The following is a 14,990-nucleotide window of genomic DNA, read 5'->3' on the forward strand; positions in this document are numbered from 1 at the left end:
CCTCAGGCAGTGAACAGTTGCGCGAAGCCGCGCGCCGCGGCTTCCGGATCGTCGGCCATGTAGACGCTGCTGATCGCCGCAACCATGTCCGCGCCGTGCTGTACGAGCGGCAGCGAATTCTGCTGGGTCATGCCGCCGATCACCACGTTCGGCAACGGAATTTCCTTCTTTGCCTGCGCGACGATCTCGGGTGGAGTCGACACTTCGTATTTCTTCACGCGTGACGGATAGAAGCCGCCGAATGCAACGTAGCTCGCGCCCGCGGCGTAGGCGTCACGCGCAAGCTGCATGCTGCCGTAGCAGGACGATCCGACGATTTTCGACGGACCAACCGCTGCGCGCACCTGGGCGACCGCCGCGTCAGTGCCGCCGACGTGGATACCGTCCGCGTCCAGAGACAGGGCCAGTTCCACGAAGTCATTGATGATGAACGGGCGGCCATAGCGGCGGCACAGGGCCTGCAACTGCGAAGCCTGCTCGCGGCGAAGCTCCGGCGACGCGGTCTTGTGTCGGTACTGAACAATCGCCGCGCCGCCACGCAGTCCTGCTTCCGTGACGTCGAGCATCTTCTGCGTATCGTCCCAGTCCGGGGTAACGAGATACAGGCCTTTCATGGATTTTCCTCGATAGTGGTGCAGCGATTGGGAATCTGCTGCCCGCCTGCAATCGCGTAGGCGGACTGCAGGGATTGATGACAATAGGCTTGCGCCTCTTCGACGGCTTCGACCATGGTCTTGCCGCAGGCGAGCAAGGCGGCAATCGCGGAAGCCAGGGTGCAGCCCGTTCCGTGGAATCCTCCGGGGAGACGCGGCCAGGTCCAGGTGCATTTGTTTTCGCGCGTGAACAGGCGATTGACGATATCGGGGCCGGTGCCATGTCCGCCCTTGATCAGGACATTCGGGCAGTACTGGAGCAGGTTTTCCACCTGTGCCTCCATGTTCTGGTTGCCGCCGCAAAGCGCCGCCGCTTCCGGCAGGTTGGGCGTCACCAGTGTCGCGAACGGCAGCAGCGTCATGACGGCAAACGCCGGATTGTCCTCGGAGAGCTTGTCGCCGTGACCGCTGGCGAGCACCGTGTCGAGCACGACATGCAGGCCGGGGTTGCGTTCCTTCATCCGTCGAAGCATGTCGGCGATGGCTTCCGCATTGGCGCGATTGCCGACGATGCCGACCTTCACCGCGGCGATATCGATCTTGTCGACCAGCGCCTGCGCTTGCTGCTGCACCAGCGCTGCCGGCACGGGATGCACCTTGAATACGCGGTCGTTGTCCTGCACCGTCAGAGCCGTGACCGACGTCAGCGGATGCGCGCCAAGGGCGGCGATCGCCGGCACGTCCGCCTGCAATCCTGCCCCGCCGCTCGGGTCCGAGCCGGCGAAGACGAGGACGCTGGGGCGCATCATGTTGCGCGCCCCTCCATCGGGGAGGACGGCGATGCGACGAACTTCTTCGGGATACGGCCGGCGAGATACGCTTCGCGGCCGGCTTCGACGGCGAGTTTCATCGCGCGCGCCATGCGGATCGGATCCTTCGCACCCGCAATGGCGGTGTTCATCAGCACGCCGTCGCAGCCGAGTTCCATCGCGATCGCCGCATCCGATGCGGTGCCGACGCCCGCGTCGACCAGCACCGGCACTTTCGCCTGCTGGATGATGAGGGACAAGTTCCACGGATTGAGGATGCCCATCCCGGAGCCAATCAGCGATGCCAGCGGCATCACTGCCACGCAGCCGATGTCTTCCAGCATCTTCGCCTGGATCGGATCGTCGCTGCAGTAGACCATCACGTCGAAGCCGTCCTTGACCAGGGTCTCGGCGGCCTTCAGCGTTTCCGGCATGTTGGGGAACAAGGTCTTCTCGTCACCCAGCACTTCCAGCTTGACCAGCTTGTGGCCGTTGAGCAGTTCGCGCGCAAGCTGCAGCGTGTAGACCGCGTCCTTGGCGTTGTAGCAGCCGGCGGTGTTGGGGAGGATGGTGTACTTCGTCGGCGGAACCACGTCGAGCAGGCTGGGCGCGTTCGGGTCCTGGCCAATGTTCACGCGGCGGATGGCGACGGTGATGATGTCGGCGCCGCTGGCTTCGGTTGCCAGGCGGGTTTGCTCGAGGTCCTTGTATTTGCCGCTGCCGACGAGGAGGCGGGAATTGTAGGTTTTGCCGGCGATGGTGAGGCCGGTGTCTTGGGTGTTTTCTTGTGTGGTCATAAGTGCTCCGTACACTCCCTGGCCCTGGAGAAAAGGGAGTGTCCTTTATTGAGTTAACCGCCGCCGATCGCTTTCACGATATCCACGCGATCACTCGGCTGCAGCACGCGCTCTGCCCATTGGCTTCGCGGCACCACTTCCCGGTTGATCGCCACGGCCAGAGACTTGTTCGCCAGGTCCAGCGAGGCGACCAAATCCTGCACGTTCAGGTTGTCGGTGATCGGGTGCGGCGCACCGTTCAGTTCGATTTCCATGGCCTTACTGCTTGCGATACAGTTCCGCACCGGCTTTCACGAACTCGACGGCCTTCACTTCCATGCCCTTCTTCAGTGCTTCGTCGTCGGTGATGCCTTGCGACGCCGCGAAGTCGCGCACGTCCTGCGTGATCTTCATCGAGCAGAAATGCGGTCCGCACATCGAGCAGAAGTGCGCGACCTTGGCGGAATCCTTCGGCAGCGTTTCATCGTGGAATTCGCGCGCCTTGTCCGGATCGAGGCCGAGATTGAACTGGTCTTCCCAGCGGAACTCGAAGCGCGCCTTCGACAGCGCGTTGTCGCGGATCTGCGCGCCCGGGTGGCCCTTCGCCAGGTCCGCGGCATGCGCGGCGAGCTTGTAGGTGATGATGCCTTCCTTGACGTCGGCCTTGTTCGGCAGGCCAAGGTGCTCCTTCGGCGTCACGTAGCAGAGCATTGCAGTGCCATACCAGCCAATCATCGCAGCGCCAATGCCGGAGGTAATGTGGTCGTAGCCGGGGGCGATATCCGTGGTCAACGGGCCGAGCGTGTAGAACGGCGCTTCCGCGCAATCCTTCAGCTGCAGGTCCATGTTTTCCTTGATCAGGTGCATCGGCACGTGGCCGGGGCCTTCGATCATCACCTGCACGTCGTGCTTCCACGCGATCTGGGTCAGTTCGCCCAGGGTCTTCAGTTCGCCGAGTTGCGCTTCATCGTTGGCGTCGTAGATCGAGCCGGGACGCAGGCCGTCGCCGAGCGAGAACGCAACGTCGTACTGCTTCATGATTTCGCAGATCTCTTCGAAATGCGTGTACAGGAAGGATTCCTTGTGATGCGCGAGGCACCACTTCGCCATGATCGAGCCGCCGCGCGACACGATGCCGGTCATGCGTTTGGCCGTCAGCGGCACGTACTGCAGGCGCACGCCCGCGTGGATGGTGAAGTAGTCGACGCCCTGCTCCGCCTGCTCGATGAGCGTGTCGCGGAAGATTTCCCAGGTCAGGTCTTCGGCCTTGCCGTTGACCTTTTCCAGCGCCTGGTAGATCGGCACGGTACCGATCGGCACCGGCGAATTGCGGATGATCCATTCGCGGGTTTCGTGGATGTGCTTGCCGGTGGAGAGGTCCATCACGGTGTCGCCGCCCCAGCGGATCGCCCAGGTCATCTTCTCGACTTCCTCGCCGATGGACGAGGTCACGGCGGAATTGCCGATGTTGGCGTTGATCTTGACCAGGAAGTTGCGGCCGATGATCATCGGCTCGGATTCCGGATGGTTGATGTTGTTGGGGATGATCGCGCGGCCGCAGGCGATTTCGGAGCGCACGAATTCCGGCGTGATTTCAGCGGGGATCGCGGCGCCGAACGACTGGCCCGGGTGCTGGCGGCCCATCAGGTCGGCCAGCTTCTGGCCCATCGGTCCGGACGCCTTCAGGCCTTCGAGGTATTCCTTGCGACGCAGGTTTTCGCGAATGGCGATGTATTCCATTTCCGGCGTGATGATGCCGGCGCGCGCGTAGTGCATTTGTGTCACGTTCTTGCCGGCCTTGGCACGACGCGGTTTGCGGTGCAGGTTGAAGCGCAGTTCGGCCAGCTTGGGATCGTTCAGGCGCTCCACGCCGTACTGGGAAGACGGGCCATCCAGCTCTTCGGTGTCGCCGCGCTCGGCGATCCAGGCCGCGCGCAGTGCGGCGAGGCCGGAACGGATATCGATCTTGACGTTCGGATCAGTGTACGGGCCGGAGGTGTCGTAAACGTAGATCGGCGGATTCTTTTCCGCACCCATGGAGGCCGGGGTATCGGCCTGGCTGATTTCACGCATCGGAACGCGGATATCCGGGCGCGAGCCTTCGACATAGATCTTGCGGGAATTCGGCAGCGGCTGGATCGCGGCTTCGTCCACCTTGGCGGTGGCGGCGAGGAATTGCGGATTGGCGTTCATGGTGCTCCTTTGCAAAGGCGGGTATGCGAAGGAGCGGCGGGAAAAGGATGGACTGCAGGCTTTCCGGATGCTTCCCTTCGCTGGCATTACCCAGATCAGGTTCGAGGGTGTTTCTCACCCGGCTGATTGCAGCCAGGACCCCTAGCGTCGTACCGCGCGGCCTCCGTTGGACGGAAGCCTCTAAAACGGCGATGGCGGAATTATACGCCGATCCCCGCCATTGTCAGCCGTTCCCTCCCGTATAATGCATAGTTTCGCAAAAACATATTGAAATCATGGAATTAGCCAAGTCTTTCGAGCCCGCCGACATTGAAAAATTCTGGCGTACCGAATGGGAACAGCGCGGTTACTTCACCGCCAGCACCGAACCGGGCAAGCAGTCCTTCAGCATCCAGTTGCCGCCGCCCAATGTGACCGGCACGCTGCACATGGGCCATGCCTTCAACCAGACCGTGATGGACGGCCTGACGCGCTACTACCGCATGCGCGGCCACAACACCGCCTGGATTCCCGGTACCGACCACGCCGGCATCGCGACCCAGATCGTGGTCGAACGCCAGCTCGATGCACAGGGCGTTTCCCGCCATGACCTCGGCCGCGAGAAATTCCTCGAAAAGGTCTGGGAGTGGAAAGAACATTCCGGCTCCACCATTACCGGCCAGATGCGCCGCATGGGCGCCTCGACCGACTGGAAGCGCGAATATTTCACCATGGACGAGAAGATGTCCAAGGCCGTGACCGAAGTCTTCGTCCGCCTCTATGAACAAGGCCTGATCTACCGCGGCAAGCGCCTGGTGAACTGGGATCCGAAACTGCACACCGCCGTGTCCGACCTCGAAGTCGTCTCCGAGGAAGAAGACGGCTTCATGTGGCACATCCGCTATCCGCTCGCGGATGGCAGCGGCCACATCACCGTGGCGACGACGCGCCCGGAAACCATGCTCGGCGACGTCGCCGTCGCTGTCGATCCGACCGATGAGCGCTACCAGCATCTGGTCGGCAAGATGCTGACGCTGCCGCTGACCGGCCGCGATATTCCGATCATCGCCGACGACTACGTGGACAAGGAATTCGGCACCGGCTGCGTGAAAATCACGCCGGCCCACGACTTCAACGACTATGCCGTCGGCCAGCGTCATCGCCTCGCGCAGATCAACATCTTCACGCTCGACGCCAAGATCAACGACAACGCCCCTGCCGAATACGTCGGCATGGACCGCTTCGCGGCGCGCAAGAAAATCGTTGCCGACCTTGAAGCCATCGGCCTGCTGGATTCCGTCAAGCCGCACAAGCTGATGGTGCCGCGCGGCGACCGCACCGGCGTCGTGATCGAGCCGATGCTGACCGACCAGTGGTTCGTCGCGATGAGCGTGCCTGCGCCCGACGGCACGCACTTCCCCGGCAAGTCGATCGCCCAGGTAGCGCTCGAAAAGGTAGCCGACGGCGACATCAAGTTCATCCCCGAGAACTGGACCACCACCTACAACCAGTGGCTCAACAACATCCAGGACTGGTGCATCTCGCGCCAGCTCTGGTGGGGCCATCAAATCCCGGCGTGGTACGACGAGGACGGCAACATCTACGTCGCCCGCAATGAAGAAGAAGCGAAGGCCAAGGCCGGCGGCAAGGCGCTGACGCGCGAGTCCGACGTGCTCGACACCTGGTTCTCCTCCGCGCTGGTGCCCTTCTCCTCGCTCGGCTGGCCGGAAGAGACACCGGACTACAAGATGTTCCTGCCGTCGTCGGTGCTGGTCACCGGCTTCGACATCATCTTCTTCTGGGTCGCGCGCATGGTCATGATGACCACGCACTTCACTGGCAAGGTGCCGTTCGACACCGTGTACGTGCACGGCCTGGTGCGTGACGCCAGCGGGCAGAAAATGTCCAAGTCCAAGGGCAACACCCTCGACCCGATCGACCTGATCGACGGCATCGACGTCGAGTCGCTGGTCGCCAAGCGCACCACCGGCCTGATGAACCCGAAGCAGGCGGAAAGCATCGCCAAGGCGACGCGCAAGGAATTCCCGAACGGCATTCCCGCCTTCGGCACCGATGCGCTGCGCTTCACGATGGCGAGCTACGCCTCCCTCGGCCGCAACATCAACTTCGACCTGAATCGCTGCGAAGGCTATCGCAACTTCTGCAACAAGCTGTGGAACGCGACGCGCTTCGTGCTGATGAACACCGAAGGCAAGGATTGCGGCTTCGATCCCGCCACCTGCGGTCCCGACATGCGCGACTTCTCGGCGGCTGACCGCTGGATCGTGTCGCTGCTGCAGCGTACCGAAGCCGAAGTGGAAAAGGGCTTCGCCGACTACCGCTTCGACAACATCGCCTCCGCGATCTACAAGTTCGTCTGGGACGAGTACTGCGACTGGTACCTCGAAGTGGCGAAGGTGCAGATCCAGAACGGCACCGAAGCCCAACAGCGCGCCACCCGCCGCACCCTGCTGCGCGTGCTGGAAACCGTGCTGCGCCTGGCGCATCCGGTCATTCCGTTCATCACCGAGCAACTGTGGCAGAAGATCGCGCCGATGACCGGCATCGAACTGAACCCGGCCGGCGACTCCATCATGGTCCAGTCCTATCCGCGGCCGAACATGGAGAAACTGGACGAGCAGGCCGAAGCATGGATGGCGCAGCTGAAGTCGATGACCGACGCCTGCCGCAACCTGCGCGGCGAGATGCAGCTCTCGCCCGCACAGCGCGTGCCGCTCTTCATCGAAGCCGGCGACAAGGCGCAAGCCGAAACTTTCGTCCGCTACCTGCAGGCACTGGCCAAGCTGTCTGACGTGCAGATCGTCGACAGCCTGCCCGAATCCCCCGCACCGGTGTCCGTCGTCGGGACGATCAAGCTGATGCTCAAGGTCGAGATCGATGTCGCCGCCGAGAAGGAGCGTCTCTCCAAGGAGATCACCCGACTCGAAGGCGAAATCACCAAGGCGAATGCAAAACTCGGCAACGAAAGCTTCGTCGCCCGCGCACCGGCGCAAGTCGTGGCACAGGAGAAAGAGCGTCTGTTGACCTTCGGAGCCACACTCGAAAAACTGCGCGAGCAGTTTGATAAATTGCAAAAGAGCTGATCGCGCCTCGGTCGAAACTTCTGGACAGTTCGGACCGGGTCGCACCGGTTCGAACAGATTAACCAATCCCCAGGAGACAAGACAATGAGACGATTAGTAACCCTTTCCCTCGCGGCCAGCGCGCTGGTCGCCGCAAGCGCGATGGCGCAGGACGTCAGCCCGATCGGCGTCTGGAAAACCATCGACGATGAAACCGGCAAACCGAAATCGCTGGTCCGCATCACCGAGAGCAACGGTGAATTGCGCGGCAAGATCGAAAAGCTGTTCCGCGAGGCCGGTGAAGACCAGAATCCCAAGTGTGAAAAATGCGAGGGCAACCTGAAGGACCAGCCGGTCATTGGCATGACCATCATCACGGGCATGAAGAAGGATGGCAGCGAGTACAACGGCGGCCACATCCTCGATCCGAACAACGGCAAGGTCTACAAGAGCAAGCTGACGGTCGTCGACGGCGGCAAGAAGCTGGATGTGCGCGGCTATATCGGTGTGCCGATGTTGGGTCGCACGCAGACCTGGCTACGCCAGGAGTAATCGGGCACAAAACGAAAAGGCGCCATTGGCGCCTTTTTTATTGATCCAACTGGCTCAAACGAACGAGATCGTCAGCCCCGGCAGCGAAATGCCGGAGAACGCCGAGGTCCACGTCTCGCCCGGCTTGATTGGGCATACGTCCGTCCAGGTGCCGGTCGTAACGATTTCGCCCTTCGCCAGTTGCGGGAACTGCGGCTGGATCTTCAGGAGTTGATGCAAGTGCCACAGAGCGTGCATCGGACTGCCCAGCACATCGCTGCCGAAACCCGCAGAACGCAATTCATCACCGCAGGACAGGGACAGGCTCGCATGCGGCAGCACTTCGGCGAGGCTGCGGCGGCTCGCGGCCGACAGCATCTTCGGCTCACCGACGATCAGCGAACCATGCAGGCCGAACGCCGCGATCGAATCCGCCATCTCGAACTTCCATTCCGGGAAGGGGCACACCACGATTTCAAATGCGTGCGCCATCCATTCGATGCATTCGGCGAGCTCTTCCAGCGTGGCATCGGGGGCCGGCGTGCGGTTGAGCTTGAACACGAGTTCCGGGCCGATGCGCGGCTGCAGCGCACCGTCCAGGCTCTGGATGCCGCGATTGTCTTCCGTAAAGCGTACCGTCTCGTCGAAAATCGGCGTCCAGATCGGTGTGCGAATCGGTTCAGATACGCCGTACTTCGGCCAGATCTTGCGGTTGGTGAATCCAACCTTGCGCCCGACCATGGTCTCGCCTTGCGCCGTGCGGATGTCGATCATGCTCCGCGCGATGTCGTAGCCATCGGCCACCGAAAGCGGCCCGTTCGCGGACAGCGGTGGGATCATTTGCACCTGCGCTCGCGCGTCAAGCAGCTGGTGCGCGTAGCGGTTGGCTTGCGTGGACATGAGCATGGCGGGGACTCGAATTGATGGGTCGCAGACTTTGGCAATTCTGCGGCTCGCCGTGTACTTTACGCAGGCGGCAGGCCGCGGAATTGCGGAGCGTCAAACAAAAAAAGCGCGACCGTGCTTAAAAGAAGCATTATAGGTGCAGCTTTGCCGGTTTCTTAACAAGAAAATGCAGCCACCGTAGTTTTACGGATGACAACAAGACAACTTTTCGCCAAAAAGATTGCGAATGTTGATTGGTTGACAATGAAAGGCGCGAAACTGTCCGCCGGCACCTGATGGACAAGTTTAGCCCGGCGGCTGTTCCCACAAATCGCCGATTGCCCCGGTGCGCGGTGCTGTGATGCCGAAATGCGTGTACGCAGTCGGCGTCGCGATCCGTCCGCGCGGTGTGCGCTGCAGGAACCCCTGCTGGATCAGGTAAGGTTCGAGCACGTCCTCGATGGTGTCGCGCTCTTCGCCAATGGCTGCCGCAAGATTGTCGAGGCCGACAGGGCCGCCATTGAACTTGAACAGCACGGCTTCAAGCAGCTTACGGTCCATGACGTCGAATCCGACCGGATCGACGTCCAGCATCTTCAGCGCGGCGTCGGCAATTGCCTTGGTGATCTCGCCGTTGCCCTTCACTTCCGCGTAGTCGCGCACGCGGCGCAGCAGGCGGTTGGCAATACGCGGCGTGCCGCGGCTGCGCTTGGCGATTTCAAGGGCGCCTTCATCGACGATCTTCGCGTTGAGCAGCGAGGCACTGCGCGTCACGATCTTCGCCAATTCCTGCGGCGTGTAGAACTCCAGGCGCGCGACGATGCCGAAGCGGTCACGCAGCGGATTGGTCAGCATGCCCGCGCGCGTGGTGGCCCCGACCAGCGTGAAGGGCTGCAGGTCGAGGCGCACGGAACGCGCCGCCGGACCTTCGCCGATCATGATGTCGATCTGGTAGTCCTCGAGTGCGGGATACAGGATTTCTTCCACAACCGGCGACAGGCGATGGATCTCATCGATGAACAACACGTCGTTCGGCTCGAGATTGGTCAGCAGTGCGGCAAGATCGCCCGCACGTTCGAGCACCGGGCCCGAAGTCTGGCGCAGGTTGACGCCCATTTCGCGCGCGATGATGTGCGCCAGTGTCGTCTTGCCCAAGCCCGGCGGACCGAACAGAAGCGTGTGGTCCAGCGCCTCTTTCCGCTGCCGTGCGGCAGTGATGAAAATCTCCAGCTGGCCGTGGATCTTTTCCTGCCCGACGTATTCGTCGAGTTGCTTGGGGCGCAGCGCGCGCTCGATCGCCTCTTCATTGGGCGACGCGGGTGTGGCCGCAATGATGCGCTGTTCGCTGAAATTGTCGGTCTGAATACTCATCGGTTTGCTTCCTTACTTCGACAGCGCCTTCAGTGCCAGCTTGATGCCATCCGAGACGCTGGTCCCCGCCGGCACCTGCTTCAGCGCCAGCGCAGCCTCCTTGTCGGAATACCCCAGCGCCAGCAGCGCATTGAGGATGTCGGAGGTCGCATCATTATGCGCCGCACCGGCGGGCGCGCCCAGATCGGCACCGAGCTTGCCCTTCAGTTCGAGCAACAGGCGCTCCGCCGTCTTCTTGCCGATGCCCGGGATGCGCGTGAGCCGTCCGGCTTCCTGCAAGGTGATCGCTTGCGCAAGATCGGCGACCGACATGCCCGAGAGGATGGACAGCGCCGTCCGTGCACCGATGCCGGAAATCTTGATCAGTTGCTTGAATACATTGCGCTCTTCCACCGTGCCGAAACCGTACAGCAGGTGCGCGTCCTCGCGCACGGCCAGATGGGTCAGCAGGACCACCTTTTCGCCCATGCCGGGCAAGTTGTAGAAGGTGCTCATCGGGACATCGATCTCGTAGCCGACGCCGTTGCAATCGATCAGCAATTGGGGCGGATTTTTCTCAAGCAAAATTCCGGAAAGGCGACCTATCATGGTGAACGTAGACAAGAAAAGTTAGCTGCATCATACAGGACATTGCAGGCGCCCCGGCGCAGGATTTTTTCCTGTGAAAGAGGCTCTAAAGAACCATTTCATTCCTGACACGGAGTGCCTCGCGGAACGACTCCAGGGCAAGTCCGCGTGGCATGCAAGACAGATGCGCAACTGGTTACGACTATTCTTGAACAAGCGCCTTGTTCAGCGCCCGCTGTTCTGGCTGGGCACGACTCTTGGCGTCCTCTGGGCGTCCCCGCTCACCACGTTCGGGTTGCTGCTGGCAGCACCGGTGATCCTTTATCGCGGCAACGTGCAGGTCGTTCGCGGGTCGACCTTCGCCATCCTCGCGCGTGGTCCGTTTGCGGATGCCATGCTGAGCCGCCATCCTTTCGGCGTGATGAATGCGATGGCCCTCGGCCACGTGGTGATCGCGATGCATGATGGATTGTCATCGCGGGTGCTCGTGCATGAACTCGCGCATGTACGGCAGGCGGCGTGGTGGGGGCCGGTATTCCCCTTCGCCTATCTCGCGTCAAGCGCCTGGGCGGCGATCCGCGGGAAGGACGCCTACTGGCACAACCGATTCGAGATTGCCGCGCGCAAGGCCGAGAAACACTCCTAGCCGATCAGGCGCCCGCGCCGCACCCGCACACCCTTCTTCGTCAGCGCCGGCGCGAGATCACCGAGTGCGGACAAGGCTTCGCCGCTATGCGCGTGACAAATGGCCACCCCTAACGCGTCGGCGGCATCGGTGCCGGGCGTTCCCGACAACATCAGCAAGCGCTGCACCATGTCCTGCATCTGGTGCTTTTGCGCCTGGCCGTGTCCCACGACCGCCTTCTTGATCTGCAGCGCGGTGTACTCGGCCACTGCGAGGTCGGCGCTGACCAGCGCGCAGATTGCCGCGCCGCGCGCCTGGCCGAGCAGGAGTGTGGATTGCGGGTTCACGTTCACGAAGACTTTTTCGATGGCGGCGCAGTCGGGGGAATAGGTGCGAATGATTTCCGACACGCCCGAGAGGATGACTTTCAACCGCTGCGGGAGATCCGCGTCCGGGGTCTTGATGGTGCCGGAGGCGATGTAGCTGAGCCTGTTGCCCTGCTTGTTGATGAGACCGAAGCCGGTGGTGCGCAGGCCTGGGTCGATGCCGAGGATTTTCATCTAGCCTGGCCATTCCCGCCTTCGCGGGAATGGCCTCTTACCTGTTAATGACGGAAGTGGCGCGTGCCGGTAAACAGCATCACCACACCGCGCTCGTCCGCTGCGTCGATCACTTCCTGGTCGCGCATGGAACCACCCGGATGAATCACGCAAGTCGCGCCCGCGTCGACCACAACGTCAAGACCGTCACGGAACGGGAAGAACGCATCCGACGCCACCGCGGAACCCGCGAGCGACAAACCGGCGTTCTGTGCCTTGATGGAGGCGATGCGCGCCGAGTCCACACGGCTCATCTGCCCCGCGCCGACGCCGAGCGTCATGCCGTTGCCGCAGAAGACAATCGCGTTCGACTTCACGTACTTCGCAACACGCCATGCAAACATCAGGTCCTGCATCTGCTGCGGCGTCGGCTGCTTCTTGGTCACGACCTTCAGCTCGGCCACGGCGACGTTCTTCGCGTCGGGCGATTGCAGCAGCAGGCCGCCGCCCACGCGCTTCAAGTCATAAGCATTGACGATGTTCCCCAGCGGGATTTCGAGCAGGCGAACGTTCTGCTTCGCGGCGAAGATCTGCTTTGCTTCGGCGGTGAACGACGGCGCGATCAGCACTTCAACGAACTGCTTGGCGACGGCTTCCGCTGCCTTGCCGTCCAGTTCGCGGTTGAAGGCAATGATGCCGCCGAATGCCGAGGTCGGATCGGTCTGGAATGCCTTGCTGTACGCCTCGAGCGAATTCGCGCCAATCGCGACACCGCACGGGTTCGCGTGCTTGATGATCACGCAGGCGGTTTCATCGAATGTCTTCACGCATTCCCACGCTGCATCCGCGTCGGCGATGTTGTTGTACGAGAGTTCCTTGCCTTGCAGTTGCTTGTAGTTCGCGAGCGCCCCTGCCACCGGCGCGAGGTCGCGGTAGAACGCGGCGCTCTGGTGCGGGTTTTCGCCGTAGCGCATTTCTTGCACCTTCTCGAAATGCAGGTTGAGCGTCTGCGGATAGGCGCTGCGGGTCGCATGCTGCTTGTCTTCGCCGAGCGCGGTCAGGTAGTTGGTGATTGCGCCGTCGTACTGCGCGGTATGCGCGAACACTTTCTTTGCCAGCGCGAACTTGGTGTCATAGCCGACGTCGCCCTTGCCCGCCTTCATTTCCTCGAGCACGCGGCTGTAATCGGCCGGATCGCAGATCACGACTACGTCCTTGTGGTTCTTCGCGGAGGAACGCAGCATGGTCGGGCCGCCGATGTCGATGTTCTCGATGGCGTCTTCCAGCGAGCACTGGTCCTTGGCCACGGTTTGCTGGAACGGGTACAGATTCACCACCACCATGTCGATCGTCGGGATGCCGTGCTTTTCGAGTGCAGCGACGTGCTCGGGCAGGTCGCGGCGGGCGAGGATGCCGCCGTGCACTTTCGGATGCAGGGTCTTCACGCGGCCGTCGAGCATTTCGGGGAAGCCGGTGTAGTCGGCGACTTCGGTGACCTTCACGCCGTTGTCGGCCAGCAGTTTCGCGGTGCCGCCGGTGGACAGGATATTGACGCCCATGGCGGCGAGTGCCTTGGCAAAATCGAGAACGCCGGTCTTGTCGGAGACCGAGATAAGCGCTTGTTTGATCATGGTGGTGGACTAGCTAAAGTGATGAATAACGCAAAAACAGTGCGGACCTCCCGGCGCGCACTGTTTTTGCGTTATCGATCACGGCAAGATCAGAGCAGCCCGTGCTGCTGCAGCTTCTTGCGCAAGGTATTGCGATTGATGCCCAGCATTTCCGCAGCCAGCGACTGGTTGCCGTCGGCGCGTGCCATCACCACTTCCAGGATCGGTTTCTCAACGGTAAAGACCACCATTTCATAGACGTTGGAAGGCTGCTGTTCGCCTAGGTCCCTGAAGTATTTCTCAAGGCTTTTCTTGACGACGTCCTGGATATTGTCTTTGCTCATTGCTTGGGGATGGGTATTTTTATAGTGGGTCAGGCAGCCAGCTTTTCAGCGGCAAGGCCGTATTGTAACCGTTCGCCGAGCGCAGTTTGCGATTCAAAGAAGGTATCGACGGCTGCAAGTTGTTCTTCGCAACTTTCCAGGCGATTCATGCGCTGGCGGAATTCCTCGCCGCCCGGCAGGTCACGCACATACCAGCCGATATGCTTGCGCGCGGTACGCAAGCCCATGTACTCGCCATAGAACGCATAGTGCGCTTGTAAGTGCTCGCTCATCAAGGTGCGAACCTCGCTGACCAGCGGCGCCGGAAGATATTCTCCGGACCGCAGGTAATGGTCGATTTCACGGAAGATCCAGGGCCGGCCCTGTGCTGCACGCCCGATCATGACCGCATCGGCACCGGTTACCTGCAGCACGTGCCTGGCTTTTTCCGGCGTCGTGATGTCGCCGTTGGCCACGAGCGGAATCGAAACCGCCGCCTTGACCGCGGCAATTGTCTCGTACTCCGCATCGCCGCTGTAACCGTCGGCGCGGGTGCGTCCGTGCAGGGTCAGCATGGCGATGCCCGCCTGTTCGGCCATACGCGCGATCGTCAGTGCGTTCTTGTTCTCGCGGTTCCAGCCGGTGCGGAATTTCAGCGTCACCGGCACGTCGACGGCGGACACGACGGCATCGAGGATCTCGCCGACCAGATTTTCGTTCTGCAGCAGCGCGGAGCCGCACCAGCTATTGCAGACTTTCTTGACCGGACATCCCATGTTGATGTCGATGATCTGCGCGCCGCGGTCGACGTTGAACTTCGCGCACGTCGCCAGGACTGCCGGATCGGCGCCGGCGATCTGCACCGCCTTCGGCTCCATTTCGCCATCGTGGTTGGTGCGCCGCGCGGTTTTCTCGCTCGCCCAGAGCCGCGGGTCGGAGGCCGCCATTTCCGAAACCGCATAACCCGCCCCCAACTGCTTGCACAGTTGCCGGAAAGGCCGATCCGTCACCCCGGCCATGGGGGCGACGAAAACGTTGTTGCGAAGGATGTGCGGACCGATTTTCACGGAATTGGGGGTGTGGCGCGGGGAAACCGCTATTTTAGC

The 14,990-nt window shown here is 61.8% G+C and carries 15 protein-coding genes and 1 riboswitch; of the genes, 3 read left to right on the forward strand and 12 right to left on the reverse strand.

Annotated elements, in window-relative coordinates; translation table 11 throughout:
- Positions 1 to 2: 2 nt before the first annotated feature.
- From thiE to thiC, 5 genes are read right to left on the reverse strand one after another with little or no spacing between them, the layout of a single operon-like run.
- A complete protein-coding gene (gene thiE, locus ACNOHI_RS21885) occupies positions 3 to 614 on the reverse strand; it encodes a thiamine phosphate synthase (protein ID WP_420476827.1) in 612 nt (203 codons plus the stop codon).
- Complete coding sequence (gene thiD / locus ACNOHI_RS21890; RefSeq protein ID WP_420476828.1) at positions 611 to 1,402, reverse strand: bifunctional hydroxymethylpyrimidine kinase/phosphomethylpyrimidine kinase; 792 nt, start codon at positions 1,400 to 1,402, stop codon at positions 611 to 613. The genes thiE and thiD overlap by 4 nt, the downstream gene beginning before the upstream one ends.
- Positions 1,399 to 2,199, reverse strand: coding sequence for a thiazole synthase (locus ACNOHI_RS21895; RefSeq protein WP_420476829.1), 801 nt, complete (start codon positions 2,197 to 2,199; stop codon positions 1,399 to 1,401). The genes thiD and ACNOHI_RS21895 overlap by 4 nt, the downstream gene beginning before the upstream one ends.
- Before the next feature lie 53 nt (positions 2,200 to 2,252).
- A complete protein-coding gene (gene thiS, locus ACNOHI_RS21900; protein ID WP_420476830.1) occupies positions 2,253 to 2,453 on the reverse strand; it encodes a sulfur carrier protein ThiS in 201 nt (66 codons plus the stop codon).
- A 4-nt stretch (positions 2,454 to 2,457) separates the two neighbouring features.
- A complete protein-coding gene (gene thiC / locus ACNOHI_RS21905; RefSeq protein ID WP_420476831.1) occupies positions 2,458 to 4,371 on the reverse strand; it encodes a phosphomethylpyrimidine synthase ThiC in 1,914 nt (637 codons plus the stop codon).
- A gap of 55 nt (positions 4,372 to 4,426) precedes the next feature.
- Positions 4,427 to 4,524, reverse strand: a riboswitch (TPP riboswitch).
- A gap of 122 nt (positions 4,525 to 4,646) precedes the next feature.
- Between thiC and ACNOHI_RS21910 the strand changes: the two genes are divergently transcribed.
- Positions 4,647 to 7,454 carry a valine--tRNA ligase gene (locus ACNOHI_RS21910; RefSeq protein ID WP_420476832.1) on the forward strand — a complete coding sequence of 936 codons (2,808 nt, stop codon included), beginning with the start codon at positions 4,647 to 4,649 and terminating at the stop codon, positions 7,452 to 7,454.
- A gap of 84 nt (positions 7,455 to 7,538) precedes the next feature.
- The gene (locus ACNOHI_RS21915) at positions 7,539 to 7,985 is read left to right on the forward strand and encodes a DUF2147 domain-containing protein (protein ID WP_420476833.1); all 447 of its coding nucleotides are present in this window, start codon (positions 7,539 to 7,541) and stop codon (positions 7,983 to 7,985) included.
- Between the two features lie 54 nt (positions 7,986 to 8,039).
- Here ACNOHI_RS21915 and ACNOHI_RS21920 read toward each other — a convergent pair whose 3' ends face one another.
- The 3 genes from ACNOHI_RS21920 to ruvA form a co-directional block, all read right to left on the reverse strand.
- Positions 8,040 to 8,870 (reverse strand): 2-keto-4-pentenoate hydratase, encoded by an 831-nt coding sequence (locus ACNOHI_RS21920; protein ID WP_420476834.1) that lies wholly within the window; start codon positions 8,868 to 8,870, stop codon positions 8,040 to 8,042.
- 285 nt (positions 8,871 to 9,155) lie between these two features.
- A complete protein-coding gene (gene ruvB, locus ACNOHI_RS21925; RefSeq protein WP_420476835.1) occupies positions 9,156 to 10,220 on the reverse strand; it encodes a Holliday junction branch migration DNA helicase RuvB in 1,065 nt (354 codons plus the stop codon).
- 12 nt (positions 10,221 to 10,232) lie between these two features.
- Positions 10,233 to 10,808, reverse strand: coding sequence for a Holliday junction branch migration protein RuvA (ruvA, locus tag ACNOHI_RS21930; RefSeq protein WP_420476836.1), 576 nt, complete (start codon positions 10,806 to 10,808; stop codon positions 10,233 to 10,235).
- A gap of 187 nt (positions 10,809 to 10,995) precedes the next feature.
- Between ruvA and ACNOHI_RS21935 the strand changes: the two genes are divergently transcribed.
- Positions 10,996 to 11,433, forward strand: a complete 438-nt coding sequence (locus tag ACNOHI_RS21935) for a hypothetical protein (RefSeq protein WP_420476837.1) — start codon at positions 10,996 to 10,998, stop codon at positions 11,431 to 11,433.
- On the opposite strand, the gene ruvC is transcribed toward ACNOHI_RS21935, so the two are convergent.
- The 4 genes from ruvC to dusB all read right to left on the reverse strand — a co-directional run bounded on the left by ruvC (position 11,430) and on the right by dusB (position 14,951).
- Entirely contained in the window at positions 11,430 to 11,972 is a 543-nt protein-coding gene (gene ruvC / locus ACNOHI_RS21940) for a crossover junction endodeoxyribonuclease RuvC (protein WP_420476838.1), read from the reverse strand. The two genes, ACNOHI_RS21935 and ruvC, sit on opposite strands and share 4 nt — an antisense overlap.
- Before the next feature lie 44 nt (positions 11,973 to 12,016).
- On the reverse strand, positions 12,017 to 13,582 hold the full coding sequence (gene purH / locus ACNOHI_RS21945; protein WP_420476839.1) for a bifunctional phosphoribosylaminoimidazolecarboxamide formyltransferase/IMP cyclohydrolase: 1,566 nt from the start codon (positions 13,580 to 13,582) through the stop codon (positions 12,017 to 12,019).
- 89 nt (positions 13,583 to 13,671) lie between these two features.
- A complete protein-coding gene (locus tag ACNOHI_RS21950) occupies positions 13,672 to 13,905 on the reverse strand; it encodes a Fis family transcriptional regulator (protein ID WP_088707469.1) in 234 nt (77 codons plus the stop codon).
- Positions 13,906 to 13,934: 29 nt separating this feature from the next.
- Positions 13,935 to 14,951: a tRNA dihydrouridine synthase DusB gene (gene dusB / locus ACNOHI_RS21955; RefSeq protein ID WP_420476840.1), complete on the reverse strand. Its 1,017-nt coding sequence runs from the start codon at positions 14,949 to 14,951 to the stop codon at positions 13,935 to 13,937.
- Positions 14,952 to 14,990: the final 39 nt, after the last annotated feature.

Source organism: Noviherbaspirillum sp. ST9, from assembly GCF_048799745.1.
Classification (GTDB): Bacteria; Pseudomonadota; Gammaproteobacteria; order Burkholderiales; family Burkholderiaceae_D; genus Noviherbaspirillum.